Origin of the sequence: Streptomyces sp. NPDC096012, from assembly GCF_040426375.1 — a bacterium.
GTDB lineage: Bacteria > Actinomycetota > Actinomycetes > Streptomycetales > Streptomycetaceae > Streptomyces.
In genome coordinates, this window is the sequence record NZ_JBEOTD010000016.1 from 98,622 (window position 1) to 112,845 (window position 14,224).

Genomic DNA, 14,224 nt, shown 5'->3' on the forward strand with positions numbered 1-14,224 from the left:
TGACGCGACGTCAGCGCTTTTTGATCCTGTGCCGGTCCCCCGATGCGCGCGACTCGCGTGAACCACGTGGGTGATTGAGCACGCACCGCCATGTCGCCTTACGTTCGTCCCGCTGCGAGCCGCCGGGACAACGGCGGCTCCCCAAACGGGAGATCGGGGGTGCACAGTGCGCATCGGATTGCTTACGGAAGGTGGCTACCCGTTTGCGAGCGGTGACGCCGGACTCTGGTGCGACCGGCTCGTACGCGGGCTCGCGCAGCACGAGTTCGAGATCTACGCGCTCAGCCGCAGCCGGCAGCAGGAGGACGAGGGCTGGATCCCGCTCCCACCGCAGGTCGGCCGGGTGCGTACGGCGCCGCTGTGGACGGCCGAGGACGACGGGGTCACCCATGGTCGGCGCGCGCGCCGGCGCTTCGCCGAGTGCTACGGCGAACTGGTCGGAGCGGTGTGCGCCGGAGCCGACCCCGGATCGGACGCGGGACCCTCGGCATCCACGGGGCTTCCGGGGTCCTCGGGGGTACCGATGTCCGCCGGATTCTCCGGGTCCCCGAGGGCTGCCGGGTTCTCGGGAGAATCGCCGTCCCCGGGCTCTGCCGGGTTCTCGGGGGCGCCGTGGTCCCCGGGAGCCGACCGCTCCGACGACGTGGCGGACCGTTTCGGCAGTGCGCTGTACGGACTCGCCGAACTCGCCCGCGAGGAGGGCGGACTGGTCGGCGCCCTGCGCTCCGACACGGCCGTACGCACCCTGGAACGGGCCTGCCGCGCCCCCGGCGCGCTGCGCACGGCGCGCGAGGCGCGCGTGCCGGACCTGCTCGCCGTCGCCGCACATCTCGAACGCGCCCTGCGCCCCCTCTCCCTCGACTGGTACGGCGACGACGCTCTCGGCACGGTCGACCTCTGCCATGCCGCGGCCGGCGGCCCCGCCGCCCTGCCCGGGCTGCTGGCCCGCCACTTCTCCGGCGTGCCGCTGCTGGTCACCGAATACGGCGTCCAGCTCCGCTCGCACTACCTGCGGCCGGTTTCCGGCGCCGCCGCTCCCGCCGTGCGCGCGCTGCTCGCGGCCTTCAACGGCCGGCTCGCCACCGAGATCTACCGCCGGGCCGAGATCCTCACCCCCGGAAACGCCCACGCCCGCCGCTGGCAGGAACGGTGCGGCGCCGACCGGAGCAGGATCCGCACGGTCCACCCCGGCATGGAGGCCGGGCACTTCGCCGAGGCCGGCGAGTCCCCGGACCGCTCCGAGCCGGACACGCTGGTCTGGGTGGGGCGTGTCGAACCCGCCAAGGACCTGGTCTCGCTCCTGCACGCCTTCGCCGAGATCCGCAAGGAGGAGCCCACCGCGCGCCTGCGGATCGTCGGCGCTCCCTTCGGCCCCGAGGGTGAGGCCTACTCGCGTCACTGCCGGGCGCTCGCCGCGCAGCTCTTCCCCGACGAGGCGGAGGGCGTGCACGCCGTCGGCGACAACCCGGTCTCCTTCGCGGAGATCGGCGACCCGGAGGCCCCGGCCCTGCCCGACGCCTACGCGTCCGGCGCGGTCGTGGTGCTGTCCAGCGTGGTCGAGGGTTTCCCGATCAGCCTGATCGAGGCCATGTTCTGCGGCCGGGCCACGGTGTCCACGGACGTCGGCGCGGTGGTGGAGGTCATCGGCGGCACGGGCCTCGTCGTGCCCCCGCGCAACCCCCGGGCGCTCGCAGAGGCGTGCGTGGCGCTGCTGCGCGACCCGGAGCGCCGTGCGCGCCTCGGTGCCGCCGCACGCGCCCGGGCGCTCGAACTGTTCACCGTCGAGCAGAACATCGCGGCATTTCACAGCATTTACCTCGAGATCGTGTCGCACTGTCCGGTCCGCCGAGTCGTCCTCGACGACGCGGGCGAACCCCTGCCGTTCGCCGCGCCCGCCGAGTCCCACGTCCCCGGCCGCTGGACCGGCCCCACGGCCTCCGTCCTGCCCCGCCGCCTCCCCGGCTGGGCCACGGCCGCTCCGGTACGCGCGACGCCGATGGCGGCCGCGGAGGGGGCGTGATGAACGCGTCCGAGAACCGCTTCGAGGGTGTGGCCCGTGGGGATGGTCATGCCCCGGGAGAGCCCGTTGCTCCGGACCGACTCGGGATGCCCAGCGGCGGCGCCCCGTGGGACGCCCGCTCGGGGGAGTGGCTGCGAGGCGGGCCGTCCGAGGCGCCGCCGGCGACGGCCGACCTCGCGGCGGACGGCCTCGACGGCTCCACATCTCGGGCCCCCGCTCCCGCGAGTTCCGCCCCCACGACCGGCGTCGGCCTCTTGACGCCGACTCGGCGAGGGGACGGGCCCGGCACCGGGGCGAGCGCGACGCACGGGCCCGGTACCGGGGCGAGCGCGGCCCACGGGCTCGGCGTCGTAGCGGGTACGGAATCTGGGTCTGGCGCCGGGGGGAGCGCGGCCTACGGGCTCGGCATCGAGGTGGGTACGGCGCCTGGGTCTGGCACCGAGGCCCGTGCGGCACTGAAGCTCGGCGTCGAGGCGGGTTCGGCACCTGGGCTCGGCATCGAGGTGGGTACGGCACCTGGGTCTGGCACCGAGGCCCGCACGGCACCCGGGTCCGGCACCGAGGCCCGTACGACGCACGGCCCGGCGGATCCGCGGCCCGGGGAGCGACGTGCCCCCGCTCCCCGGCGCGGGGCCGGTGACCCGGTGAAAGCGTTGCTGCACCGCCACCGTGAGCTGTGCGAGCGCGCCGTCGACCCGCTGGAGATCGCGGCCGGTCTGGAGGCGCACGGGGTCACCGACCGGACCGCCGCCCGCTTCCGGCACCGGGACGTGTTCTCTCTCGCCGAGGAGCTGTACGCGCGCGTGCCGCGCAACGGCGACCCGCGCCCGGAACCCGAGCTGCTGCCCGCGCCCCGCGTCCGCGCCGGCTGGGTCCTGCTCACCGTTCTGCCGGGTGCGCTCGGCGCGCTCACCGTGGCCGCGCTGCGATTCACCCACGGACACCCCCGCCTGCCGGTGGCCCTCGGCGGCATACTCGCCGTCGCCCTCGCCACGCGCGCGGCACTGCGCCACGGACCCCTGGCCGGCGCGCCCGGCGCGCGCGCCCGGCGCACATGGGCCGGGCGCTCCACGGCGTGGGCCTCCCGCGCGTGGACGCTCTGGCTGCTGGCCTACGCCCTCTTCGGCGACGGTCTGCTCGACGCCCTCGTCAGGGGCGGTCCCGACGCCCTCCCCGGCGGAATCCCGGCAGGCCCCTGGCCCACCGCCACCGCGCCCGTCCTCGCCCTCACGCTCGCCTGCGCCCCGGCGGCCTGGAGCGCCCACCTGCTCAGCGCCGGCGCCCGCCGCAGGCTCGCCGGCAGCCGGGGCCTGGCGGACTTCACGTCGGCCGCGAAACCGCTGCTGCTCGGCACCCTCACCCTGTTCTTCGGCGCGCTCTCGGCGCTGCTCCTGCTGTGCGGCACCGTCCTGCGCGAACCCGCGGCCTACCCGCAGTCGCTCGCCCTGGGAGCCCTGCTGCTGCTCGCCCGGCTGCTCACGGTGCACCACCACCGGCGCGCCCCCGCCGTCGCGCTCGGCGCCGCGGCCGCCATGGAAGCGGTGGTCCTGGCCCTGCCGCTCGCCGCCCGGCTGCCCGGCTGCGCCTTCCTCGCGGCCCCGGCCCGGATCCTCGTGAACGCCTGGGGAGCCACCGCCGTCCCCGCCCTCGCCTGCGGCACCGCGGCCCTGGCCCTGTTGCTGCACGCCGCCCGCACGCTCACCCGGGCCTCGGCCCACGCACCCGCGGGAGCACCCGAGTGAACCGGTTGCCGCCGGTCCGACCCGGGCCACCCCGCCGGCCGCCCGGAGCGCCTGACGGCACCGGGCGACGACCGGCGGCGCCCGGTCCACGGCCGGAGGCCCGTACCACCCCCTTGAAGGAGACCACCAGATGACCACCTCCCGACCCGGAGCGCCCGGGGCCACCGGAACCTCCGGAGCGGCCGCAGGAGCCCTCGCAGCATCCGGTACCGCCGGCGAGCACACCCAGGGGGCCGCACGATGAGGGTCCTGCTGACCGGAGCCAACGGATACATCGGCCGCTTCGTCGCCGACCGTCTGCTGGCCGACCCCGCCGTACAGCTCACCGCGCTCGGCCGTGGCGACGACGCCGACGTCCGCTTCGACCTGGCCACCGGCAGCCCGGGCGCACTGACCCGCTTCCTCGACGCGGTGCACCCCGGGGTCGTCATCAACTGCGCGGGCGCCACCCGGGGCGGCGCCCGCGAACTCGCCCGGCACAACACCGTCGCCGTCGCCACCGTCTGCGAGGCCCTGCGGCGCAGCGGCTGCGGCGCCCGGCTGGTGCAGATCGGGTGCGGCTCCGAGTACGGCCCGAGCCAGCCGGGCTCGTCCACGGCCGAGGACGCCGTACCGCGCCCCGGCGGCCCGTACGGCGTGAGCAAGCTCGCCGCCACCGAGCTGGTCCTCGGCTCCGGTCTCGACGCCGTCGTCCTGCGCGTCTTCTCGCCCGCGGGCCCTGGCACCCCGGCCGGCTCCCCACTGGGCCGGCTCGCCGAGGCCATGCGCCGCGCCATGCAGTCCGGAGACGGGGAACTCAAGCTCGGCGGACTCGGCGTCCAGCGCGACTTCGTGGACGTACGCGACGTCGCGCGCGCCGTGCACGCCGCCTCGCTCTCCGCCGCACAGGGCGTCATCAACATCGGTTCCGGCCGTGCCGTCCGGCTGCGCGACGCCGCCGCGGTCCTCGCGCGCGTCGCCGGATACGGCGGCGCCCTGCACGAGCTCGACGCCCCGCCCGGCCCCCTGCGCGGCGCCATCGGCCACCCGCGCGTCGAATCCGACCACGTGAGCCCGATGGCGTACCCGTACCCCGACGGCTGCGGCAGCTGGCAGCAGGCCGACGTGCGCACCGCACGCGACCGGCTCGGCTGGCGGCCCCGGATCAACCTCGAAGAATCCCTGGCAGACATCTGGATGGAGGCGGCATGCCGCATCTGACCAGCACCACCGCAAGCGTGTCGAGCACCGGCGTGCGCACCGCCCTCGGCATCCCCGGGTACGCGCACCCGCTCGTCGCCCCCGCCCAGTGGGCCGAGCTCGCCCGCCCGGGCACCCCGCTGGACTGGGTGGTCCTCGACGTGGCCGGCGGCCCCGGCACCCGCCCCGACCCGTACTGCCTGGAGGCCGCGGGCCGGCTGCGCGACGTGGGCGTCCGCGTCCTCGGCCGGCTGGACCTCACCTACGGCGCCCGCGCCGTCGGCGACCTGCTCTGCGACGCCCACCGCTACCTCGACTGGTACCGCGTCGACGGCTTCCTGCTGGACCGCTGCCCCACCGGGCGCTCCGCCCTCCCCGAGGTCCGGCGCGCGATCACCACGCTCCGGGGGACCGGTGACGGCGTCCACATCGTCCTCGGCCACGGCGGCCACCCGCACCCCGGTTACGCGGAGAACGCCGACCAGTTGGTGACCTTCAGCGGCCCCTGGTCCGACTACCGCTGGTCGCAGGCCGCCGAGTGGACCGCGGACTATCCGCCCGACCGGTTCTGCCACTTCGTGCACGGCGTGCCCCTGGGCCATCTGGACGAGGCCCTGCGCATAGCCCGCTGGCAGGGAGCGGCGACGATCTACTTCACGGACCGCACCGACGGGGGCGGCCGCGCGGACCCCTGGGAGACCATGCCCGGCTACTGGGACGAGATCGTCTCGCGCATCGGAACGGGTGTCTCGGAATGAAGAAGGCCGTGGCAGTGTTACGGGGAGAACAACTGTAGTGATTGACCGACCAACGGAGTCCCCGTGTCGTTGCCACCCCTGGTCGAGCCAGCTCCTGAGCTCACCGTAGACGAGGTCCGCCGGTACTCCCGCCACCTGATCATCCCCGACGTCGGGATGGACGGGCAGAAGCGGCTGAAGAACGCCAAGGTGCTCTGTGTGGGCGCCGGCGGCCTGGGCTCCCCGGCGCTGATGTACCTGGCCGCCGCGGGCGTCGGCACGCTCGGCATCGTGGAGTTCGACGAGGTCGACGAGTCGAACCTGCAGCGCCAGATCATCCACAGCCAGGCCGACATCGGCCGTTCCAAGGCCGAGTCCGCGCGCGACAGCGTCAAGGGCATCAACCCGTACGTGAACGTGGTCCTTCACGAGGAGCGGCTCGAAGCCGACAACGTGATGGACATCTTCAGCCAGTACGACCTGATCGTCGACGGCACGGACAACTTCGCGACCCGGTACCTGGTCAACGACGCGTGCGTGCTGCTGAACAAGCCCTACGTGTGGGGTTCGATCTACCGCTTCGACGGACAGGCCTCCGTCTTCTGGTCCGAGCACGGCCCCTGCTACCGCTGCCTGTACCCGGAGCCCCCGCCCCCCGGCATGGTCCCCTCCTGCGCCGAGGGCGGCGTGCTGGGCGTGCTGTGCGCGTCCATCGGCTCCATCCAGGTCAACGAGGCCATCAAGCTCCTCGCGGGCATCGGTGAGCCGCTGGTCGGCCGGCTGATGATCTACGACGCCCTGGAGATGCAGTACCGCCAGGTCAAGGTCCGCAAGGACCCCGACTGCGCGGTGTGCGGAGAGAACCCGACCGTCACCGAGCTGATCGACTACGAGGCCTTCTGCGGCGTCGTCTCCGAGGAGGCCCAGGAGGCCGCCGCCGGCTCGACGATCACGCCAAAGCAGCTCAAGGAGTGGATCGACGACGGCGAGAGCATCGAGATCATCGACGTCCGCGAGCCGAACGAGTACGAGATCGTCTCCATCCCGGGCGCCAAGCTGGTCCCGAAGAACGAGTTCCTCATGGGCACCGCCCTGGAGGGCCTCCCGCAGGACAAGAAGATCGTCCTGCACTGCAAGACGGGTGTCCGCAGTGCGGAAGTCCTCGCGGTCCTGAAGTCCGCGGGCTTCTCCGACGCCGTCCACGTCGGCGGCGGCGTCATCGGCTGGGTCAACCAGATCGAACCGGACAAGCCGGTCTACTGACCGCCCTCCCCGCCCGCCGGCGGGGAGCAGAAGCCCACGGCACCGACCAGCTCGGCGGCCGTGGGCTTCTGCCGTGGCCGCAGCGCCCCCGCCACGGCAGCCCCCGCTGCTGCAGCGACCGCCGCGGCAGCCCTTGCCGCGGCGGCCCTTGCCGTGGCGGCCCGGGCCCGGCCGCGTCAGGAGCAGACCGTGCCGTCCTTCGGCACCGTCCCCTCCAGCAGATAGGCGTCCACCGCCGAGTCGACACAGTCGCTGCCGCTGCCGTACGCCCCGTGTCCCTCGCCCTTCCAGGTCAGCTCGACACCGACCCCTCTGCCCAGTTCGCCGGCCATCCGACGGGCGCCCTCGTACGGCGTCGCCGGGTCGCCGGTGTTGCCGACGAGCAGGATCGGCGCCGCGCCCGGAGCGCTGACCTCCGGGGTGTCGAACTGGCCGGACACCGGCCAGCCGTGGCACCAGCCGGCCGTGTCCCAGGCCAGGAAGGCGCCGAACACCGGCGAGATCCGCTCGAACCCGGCCAGTCGCCGCTCGGTCTCGGCGCCGGTCGGCCGCTGCCTGTCGTCCAGGCACGATATGGCCCGCTGGGAATGGGACGTGGTGCCGTAGCGGCCCGAGGAGTCCCGCTCGTTGTAGTCGTCGGCGAGCCTCAGCAGCCGCGAGCCGTCGCCCTTGCGCGCAGCCTGGAGCGCGGCGGTCAGCTCCGGCCATCTGGTCTCCCGGTACAGCGGCAGCACGATCCCGGTGACCGCGAGTGTCTGGGTCAGTTTCCGCCCGGACGACGTCGGCAGCGGCTCGGTGTCGAGCCGGTCGAGCAGGTCCGCGATCTCCCGCGAGCCCCGCTCGGGGTCCTGGCCCGTGGACTTCAGGTAGTCGTCGAGCGCCCTCTGGAAGCCGCGCGCCTGGTTCTCGGCGTGGCCCACCGTGTCCGCGGTCGGGTCCACCACCGCGTCGAGGATCAGCCGTCCCACCCGCTTCGGGAACAAGTGGGCGTACACCCCGCCGAGTTCGGTGCCGTAGGAGATGCCGAAGTAGTGCATCCGCGTGTCGCCGAGGACCTGGCGCATCACGTCCATGTCCCGTGCGGTGTCGGTGGTGGACACATGGCCCAGCAGCCGGCCGGCGGCCTTCCGGCAGCCCTCGGCGAAGTCGGCGGCGTCCCGGAAGTACGCCTTCTCCTCGGGCGGGGTGTCCGGGGTGGCGTCCACGTCCTCGGCGGCCTCCGTCTCCGGGTCGGCCCGGCACCGGATGCCCTCGCTCGCGCCGACCCCGCGCGGATCCCAGCTCACCAGGTCATAGCGCTCCCGGAGCGAGGAGACCGTGGCCGCGTAGTACGGCATCGACGAGACGCCGGAGCCGCCGGGACCGCCGAAGTTGAAGAGCAGGGAGCCGATGCGGTCGCCTCCGGTCGCCTGCGCGCGGATGAGGGCGAGGCCGATCGTCGCACCCTCCGGCTTCGACCAGTCCAGCGGCACGTTGAGCGTCGCGCACCGCCAGTCGCCATCCGGCGCCGGGGAGTCCGCGGTGGCCTTGCAGCGCCGCCAGTCCAGGTGCTGCGAGGTGAGGGACGCCGGGAGGTCCCCCGACGGCTTCGGCCCCGATGCCGACGCACGAGCCGTGTCCGTGCTCTTGCCCTCGCTCCCGCCCCCGGCTCCGTCCCCGCCCGACGAACCACCACCGCAACCGGCCACCAGCAGCGCCGCGGCCGCGGCGGCCGTCCAGCGCAGGAATCGCCACATGCGCACCCCCCTCACAGGCCCTTCGCGTCGTGCCGCGCCGGGCGTTCAGGCCATCGTAGGCGCAGCGGCTCGCGCCCGTTGCAGCCTGTGGATAACCCTCTGACCTGCACTTACTTGACGTGTGCCGGTTTCGCGGCTGTCGCCCGGGCGTCAGGAGCAGACCGTGCCGGCCTTCGGCACCTTCCCGTCCAGCAGGTAGCCGTTCACCGCCCCCTGCACGCACTTGTTCTTGCTGTCGTAGGCCCCGTGTCCCTGCCCCTTGTACGTCAGCTGCACGCCGACGCCCTTGCCGAGCGCGTCCACCATCTTCTTCGAGCCCTCGTACGGCGTGGCCGGGTCACCGGTGTTGCCGACGACGAGGATGGGTGCCGAGCCGGGGGCACGGACGACGGGATGGTCAGCGGCGCCCGGCACCGGCCAGTCGGTGCAGTTGACCATGCCCCAGGCGAGGTAGTCCCCGAACAGCGGGGAGGCGGCGCGGAATTCGGGCAGCTTCTTCTGCACGTAGTCCGCCGTGTAGCGGGGCTTCGCGTCGGCGCAGTTGATGGCGGTGTTCGCCGCGGTGAGATTGCTGTACTCCCCGTTCTCGGAGCGGCCGTTCATCGAGTCGGACAACAGCATGAGGACCTTGCCGTCGCCGTCGTACGCCTGCTCCAGTCCCTCGGTGAGGTACTCCCAGAAGTCCTTCGAGTACAGGGACTGCGCGATGCCGTTGGTGGCGGCGGTCTGGGTGAGCTGGCGCGGGAAGATGCCGGGGATCGGCTTCTTCTCCAGATCGCCCAGCAGCTTGGCGATGCGGTTCTTCACCTCTTGCGGGGTGGCCCCGATCGGGCACTCCGTGGTCTTCGACGTGCAGTCCTTGGCGAAGTTGTCGAGGGCGAGCTGGAAGCCCTTGGTCTGTCCGAGCGCGCTCTGCTCGGGGTTCTGCGTGGGGTCGACCACGCCGTCGAAGACGGCCCGGCCGACGTGCCGGGGGAACAGATGGGCGTAGACGCCGCCCAGCTCGGTGCCGTAGGAGATGCCGAAGTAGTGGAGCTTGTCGTCGCCGAGGACCTTGCGCATCAGGTCCATGTCGCGCGCCGCGTCCGTGGTGCGCACGTGCGGCAGGACCGGCTTGGAGTGCTTCTCGCAGGCCGCGTTGAACTGCTTGGTCCGCTTCAGCAGTTCCGCCCGCTCGGCGCTGTCGTCGGGTGTCGCGTCCTGCTGGAAGTAGGCGTCCAGCTGGGCGTCGTTCTCGCACTGCACCGGCGCGCTGCGGCCCACCCCGCGCGGGTCGAAGCTGACCAGGTCGTAGCGGGTGCGCAGGGCGCTGTAGTCCGGGGCGAACGCGGGCAGCGTGGATACGCCGCTGCCACCGGGGCCGCCGAAGTTGAACACCAGCGAGCCGATGCGCCTGTTCGCCGGGCCGCTGCTCCTGGCCCGGATCAGAGCGATGTCGATGGTGTCGCCCTTGGGGTGCGCCCAGTCCAGGGGCGCCTTCATGGTGGCGCACTGCCACTTCGTCCCGTTCGGCAGCGGGGACGGTGAGCTGCCGCCGCCCTCCGCCTCGGACGGTGCCGGGCAGTCCTTCCAGTCCAGCTTCTGCTTCGTGACGTCCCCGTCCTTCGGGCTGTCTCCGCATCCGGCCAGCAGGGCGGACAGCAGCACGGCTGTGGTCGTCAGGGCAGCGGCGCGCAGCCGGGAGGGGTTCGCCATGTCTCCATCCTGGGGGCGCCCGGGCCGAGGCGCGCGCGGGGCGCGGGCCGTACGAGGTACGCCCCCGCGCACGCCGCGCCCGTCCCCGCGGTGCTCCCACGAGGCCCCGCCGGTCATGCCGTGGCTAGAGGGCGCCCTTGCGGGTCAGGTGGTTGAAGGCCAGCCAGCCCGGCAGCACCGGCAGCCACAGGGTCAGCAGCCGGAACAGCAGCACGGCCGGGGCGGCGACCTCCTTCGGAAGCCCGAAGGCGATCAGGCCGAGCGTGAGGCTCGCCTCCACCGCGCCCACGCCGCCCGGGGTGGGCGCCGCGGAGCCGAGCGCGTTGCCCGCCAGGAAGACGACCGCGACGCTGGCGATGCTCAGCGAGGTCGTGCCGTTGCCGAACGCCCGGACGGAGGCGTCCAGGCACATCACGAAGCACGCGGTCAGCAGGAGCATGCCGCCGATGCCGGTGACGAGCTTCTGCGGCCGCTGGAGCACGTCGAGCATGCGCGGCACGACGCCGGCGAACAGTGAACGCACGCGTGTGACGACGAACTTCCGCAGGAACGGCACCGAGGTGACCACGAGGACCAGTACCGCCACGGTCAACAGGCCCGCGATGACCGTGCGGGACGGCGACAGGGACGGCGTCTTCTCGGTACCGGTCAGATAGCCGAAGGACAGCAGCATCAGGATGTGGCAGCCGAGCCCGAACAGCTGCGACGCGCCGACGCTCGCCACCGCGAGCCCCGGGCGCACACCGGTGCGCTGCAGGAAGCGGGTGTTGAGCGCCACGCCGCCGACGGCGGGCGGCGCCACGATCTTCACGAACGAGCCGGCGACCTGGGCCGCCACCGTCCTCAGGAAGGGGACGCGTTCCGGCACGAACCCCAGGAGCGCCATCGCCGCGGCCACGTAGCTGAGCGCGGAGAACAGCACCGCCGCGGCCACCCAGCCCCAGTGGGCCCGCGCGAACAGCGTGCCGAACTCGATGTGCGTGAGCTGTGTGAGCAGGTAGTACGCGCCGATCGCACCCGCGATGAAACTGATGAGCGTGCGCGGCCGCACCCGCTCGAGCCGGGCCGGCTCCACCGGGGCCTGCGGCCGGATCCGCAGCACCTGGTGCCGGATCTGGGTGAGCAGATCCTCCTCGCGGGCCTCCTCGAGGGCTTCGTCGATGGCCCGGCGCTCCGCGCGCTGTTCGGCGCGGACCGCCTTCTTGTCCGGCTTCTCGAGGACGGGCGACGCCGTCTCCGGCGCCTCCTCCAGGCGGGCTTGCTTGGCCTGCCGGGACGCCTCCAGCACGGCCTCGCGTTCCCGCTCGGCCCGCTCCCGGGCCAGTCGGCGCAGCGTCGCACGCGTGGAGCGCGTCAGCGCGATCGGCTGGAGCATCGGCAGGCAGTCGGCGACCGCGTCGGGGCCGAGCACGCCGACCGCGGAGGCCACCGCCCGTTCGGCGCCGGCCCGCAGGGCGAGCGTGGTGACCAGCTGGGCGACGTCCATGCGCAGCAGCAGATCGCCGGCCGCGATCTCACCGCCGCGCAGCTCGGTGAGGATCACCCTGCCGGAACGATCCACCAGAATCGCGTCTCCGGCCAGCCTGCGGTGCGCGATCCGCCGCGACTGCAGCGCCTGCACCTGCTGCCAGGTCTTGCGCAGCAGCTCGTCGGTGACGTCCTCGTCGGCCAGCGAGTCCAGCGTGCGGCCGCCGGTGTGCTCGTAGACGAGCATGACCGCGTCGGGGCCGAGCTCGGAGGTGGCGATCAGTTTGGGTGCGTTGGCGCCGGCCGCGATCGCCGCGTACGCCAGCAGGGCCTCCTGCTCCAGGGCCTGCCGCAGCGACTGGAGACTGGAGCGGGTGGCGAAGCCGCGCAGCGTCAGATTGCGCCAGGCGCGGTAGAAGAAGCCCTGCGCCTGCTGTTCCCGGTCGACGACCGTGACGTCCAGCGGCGGCCCGTCCTCCAGGGTGACGAAGTAGCGCCGGCCGCGGTCGCCGTTCTCCGTCTCGACGGCCTCCTCGCGGGAGGTGCTGACCGGGTGGAAGCCGACGTGCCGGAGACCCGCCATCAGGGTCTGCCCGGTGGGGCGGACGTTGGGGGAGCCGACCGCGTACAGGGTGCCGTAGGCGACGGTCCAGCCGATCAGCACCGTCAGGATGATCGAGAAGGGCGTCGTGTAGCCGGTGACGAGCATCGAGAACGCGTCGAGCAGCAGCACGATCCACAGCACCGCACGCCATCGGGGCCGCCGGGACATGCCGACGGCCGTCATGTAGGCGATGACGGGCGCCAGATAGCCGTGCACCGGGTCGGTCAGGGCGTGGATGTCGCCCGGCGAGGGCTGGGTGAGCGCCTCCTGGATCGAGTCCGGGGCGGCCTGCGCGACCCACAGATCGGTGGCGAGGGTGACTCCGTGGGCGAGGACGGCCGCCAGGACGCCGTCGGCGATGCGCAGCCCGTCCCGTTTGATCAGCCGTTCGATCGCGAAGGCGACCGGGACCAGGAGGATGGCGATGCTCGACGCCAGCCCCGCGATCTTGATGAGCAGGTCCGGGGCCTGCCCGGTGCCCTTGTTGATGTCCTGTTCGAGGCCCGAGGTGGTGCCGTGCGCGAACGCCGCGACCGCGAGCAGCACGCCGATGGCGAGCACGCCCACCAGGAGCCGCATGAGATCGGAGGGGCGGTGCACGCGTGCGGGGAGCAGCGGCTCGTCGCCCTCGACCTCCTCGGCGTGCGGGTCGCCGCCGGGACCGTGGCCGGGGGGCGGGGTCTTCGGCATGTGCGCCCCCTTGCCTGCGTCGTCGCCGTCCTCACGCGCGCGTGAGCCGTGATCGTCCTCATCCGCGCGTGCGTCGTGATCGTCCCCGCGCGCGTCCGAGCGGTGGTCCTCATGAGTCGCGCCGCCGTCCTCCCGCGCGCGCGTCCGGTCGTCGCTTCCACGTGGGTCCGTGGCGTCGCCCTGGTGCGGACCGGCGTCCGCGTGGTGCGCGTCGGTGCCGCCCTCGTGCGGGCGATCGGTCTCGGGACGTGCGGTGCCCTCAGGGGTGCCCGCCGCGCCGTCGGGGTGCACGCCCTGCCGCTTCATCTGCTCTTCTTGGTCTCGTATCACCGGTCACCGCCCGCACGATGGTGGCATGCTCCACCGGCACACCCGGCCATCAGGGTGCGTGTGCGCGGGCGCACAGTCTGCCGGAATCGCCGCCAAGGGGCGAGAGGACCGGTGCGGGCGGCCGGCGGCCGGATGTCGGTGGGGTGCGGCAGGATGGGACGAATGAGCGAGCAGAGGCCGGCCGGGGAGCCCCGCGAGGAGCACGCGGACGCGCTGCCCGAGTACGCCGAGCGGGTCCTCGAGGTCGCCGAGCGGGTGCCGCCGGGACGGGTCATGACGTACGGCGATGTCGCCGAGTGGCTGGCCGAAGGGGGCCCGCGCCAGGTCGGCCGGGTGATGGCCCTCTACGGAGGCGCAGTCCCCTGGTGGCGCGTGGTGCGCGCCGACGGTGTGCTGCTGACCGGGCACGAACTGCGCGCGCTCGCGCACTACCGCGCGGAGGGCACGCCGCTGAAGGAGGCGGGCAGGAGCACCGAGGGCCACCTGCCGCGCCTCGACATGAGACGGGCCCGGTGGGACGGCGGTGCGGGCACGGACGGTCACACCTGACAGCTTTCGCCATCGGAGACCGCCCAGGACGGCCTGTGGCCCGTACGGGTGACACAGGGGACGTCCGTGGCATGACGTACGTTCGTGAGGTGTGGGACGCGCGTGTCGTGAGCGTCGCGAGGGAAGAACCGGAAGCCCTGCTTCCGACCAGAGCGGCGGCGTAGCGTCGGCTGCGCGTGTCCCCCTCACCCCGCGGCCACCGCCCCCCGCGC

The 14,224-nt window shown here is 73.4% G+C and carries 9 protein-coding genes; 6 read left to right on the forward strand and 3 right to left on the reverse strand.

The window, feature by feature from the left end; all coding sequences use genetic code 11:
• The first annotated feature begins 166 nt into the window (after positions 1-166).
• The 5 genes from ABVB68_RS18005 to moeZ all read left to right on the forward strand — a co-directional run bounded on the left by ABVB68_RS18005 (position 167) and on the right by moeZ (position 6,941).
• Complete coding sequence (locus tag ABVB68_RS18005; protein WP_353602058.1) at positions 167-2,020, forward strand: glycosyltransferase; 1,854 nt, start codon at positions 167-169, stop codon at positions 2,018-2,020.
• A gap of 644 nt (positions 2,021-2,664) precedes the next feature.
• Positions 2,665-3,762 (forward strand): hypothetical protein, encoded by a 1,098-nt coding sequence (locus ABVB68_RS18010; protein ID WP_503006155.1) that lies wholly within the window; start codon positions 2,665-2,667, stop codon positions 3,760-3,762.
• 240 nt (positions 3,763-4,002) lie between these two features.
• Positions 4,003-4,962 (forward strand): NAD-dependent epimerase/dehydratase family protein, encoded by a 960-nt coding sequence (locus ABVB68_RS18015; RefSeq protein ID WP_353602060.1) that lies wholly within the window; start codon positions 4,003-4,005, stop codon positions 4,960-4,962.
• Complete coding sequence (locus ABVB68_RS18020) at positions 4,950-5,699, forward strand: spherulation-specific family 4 protein (RefSeq protein WP_353602061.1); 750 nt, start codon at positions 4,950-4,952, stop codon at positions 5,697-5,699. Before ABVB68_RS18015 ends, ABVB68_RS18020 begins: the two co-directional genes overlap by 13 nt.
• Positions 5,700-5,762: 63 nt before the next feature.
• Positions 5,763-6,941: an adenylyltransferase/sulfurtransferase MoeZ gene (gene moeZ / locus ABVB68_RS18025; protein WP_353602062.1), complete on the forward strand. Its 1,179-nt coding sequence runs from the start codon at positions 5,763-5,765 to the stop codon at positions 6,939-6,941.
• 176 nt (positions 6,942-7,117) lie between these two features.
• Here the strand turns inward: moeZ and ABVB68_RS18030 are convergent, their stop codons facing one another.
• The 3 genes from ABVB68_RS18030 to ABVB68_RS18040 all read right to left on the reverse strand — a co-directional run bounded on the left by ABVB68_RS18030 (position 7,118) and on the right by ABVB68_RS18040 (position 13,439).
• Entirely contained in the window at positions 7,118-8,677 is a 1,560-nt protein-coding gene (locus ABVB68_RS18030) for an alpha/beta hydrolase (protein ID WP_353602063.1), read from the reverse strand.
• 150 nt (positions 8,678-8,827) lie between these two features.
• A complete protein-coding gene (locus ABVB68_RS18035; RefSeq protein WP_353602064.1) occupies positions 8,828-10,372 on the reverse strand; it encodes an alpha/beta hydrolase in 1,545 nt (514 codons plus the stop codon).
• A gap of 124 nt (positions 10,373-10,496) precedes the next feature.
• On the reverse strand, positions 10,497-13,439 hold the full coding sequence (locus tag ABVB68_RS18040; RefSeq protein WP_353602065.1) for a lysylphosphatidylglycerol synthase transmembrane domain-containing protein: 2,943 nt from the start codon (positions 13,437-13,439) through the stop codon (positions 10,497-10,499).
• Between the two features lie 186 nt (positions 13,440-13,625).
• Here ABVB68_RS18040 and ABVB68_RS18045 point away from each other — a divergent pair, with 186 nt between their 5' ends.
• Positions 13,626-14,012 (forward strand): MGMT family protein, encoded by a 387-nt coding sequence (locus tag ABVB68_RS18045; RefSeq protein WP_353602066.1) that lies wholly within the window; start codon positions 13,626-13,628, stop codon positions 14,010-14,012.
• The last annotated feature ends 212 nt before the right edge of the window (positions 14,013-14,224 follow it).

Excerpts from the sequence above, each read along its gene's own strand:
- ABVB68_RS18015 (WP_353602060.1), top strand. The coding sequence starts at position 4,003 with ATGAGGGTCCTGCTGACCGGAGCCAACGGATACATCGGCCGCTTCGTC.
- ABVB68_RS18020 (WP_353602061.1), top strand. The coding sequence starts at position 4,950 with ATGCCGCATCTGACCAGCACCACCGCAAGCGTGTCGAGCACCGGCGTG.
- ABVB68_RS18030 (WP_353602063.1), bottom strand. The coding sequence starts at position 8,677 with ATGTGGCGATTCCTGCGCTGGACGGCCGCCGCGGCCGCGGCGCTGCTG.
- ABVB68_RS18035 (WP_353602064.1), bottom strand. The coding sequence starts at position 10,372 with ATGGCGAACCCCTCCCGGCTGCGCGCCGCTGCCCTGACGACCACAGCC.
- ABVB68_RS18040 (WP_353602065.1), bottom strand. The coding sequence starts at position 13,439 with ATGAAGCGGCAGGGCGTGCACCCCGACGGCGCGGCGGGCACCCCTGAG.
- ABVB68_RS18045 (WP_353602066.1), top strand. The coding sequence starts at position 13,626 with ATGAGCGAGCAGAGGCCGGCCGGGGAGCCCCGCGAGGAGCACGCGGAC.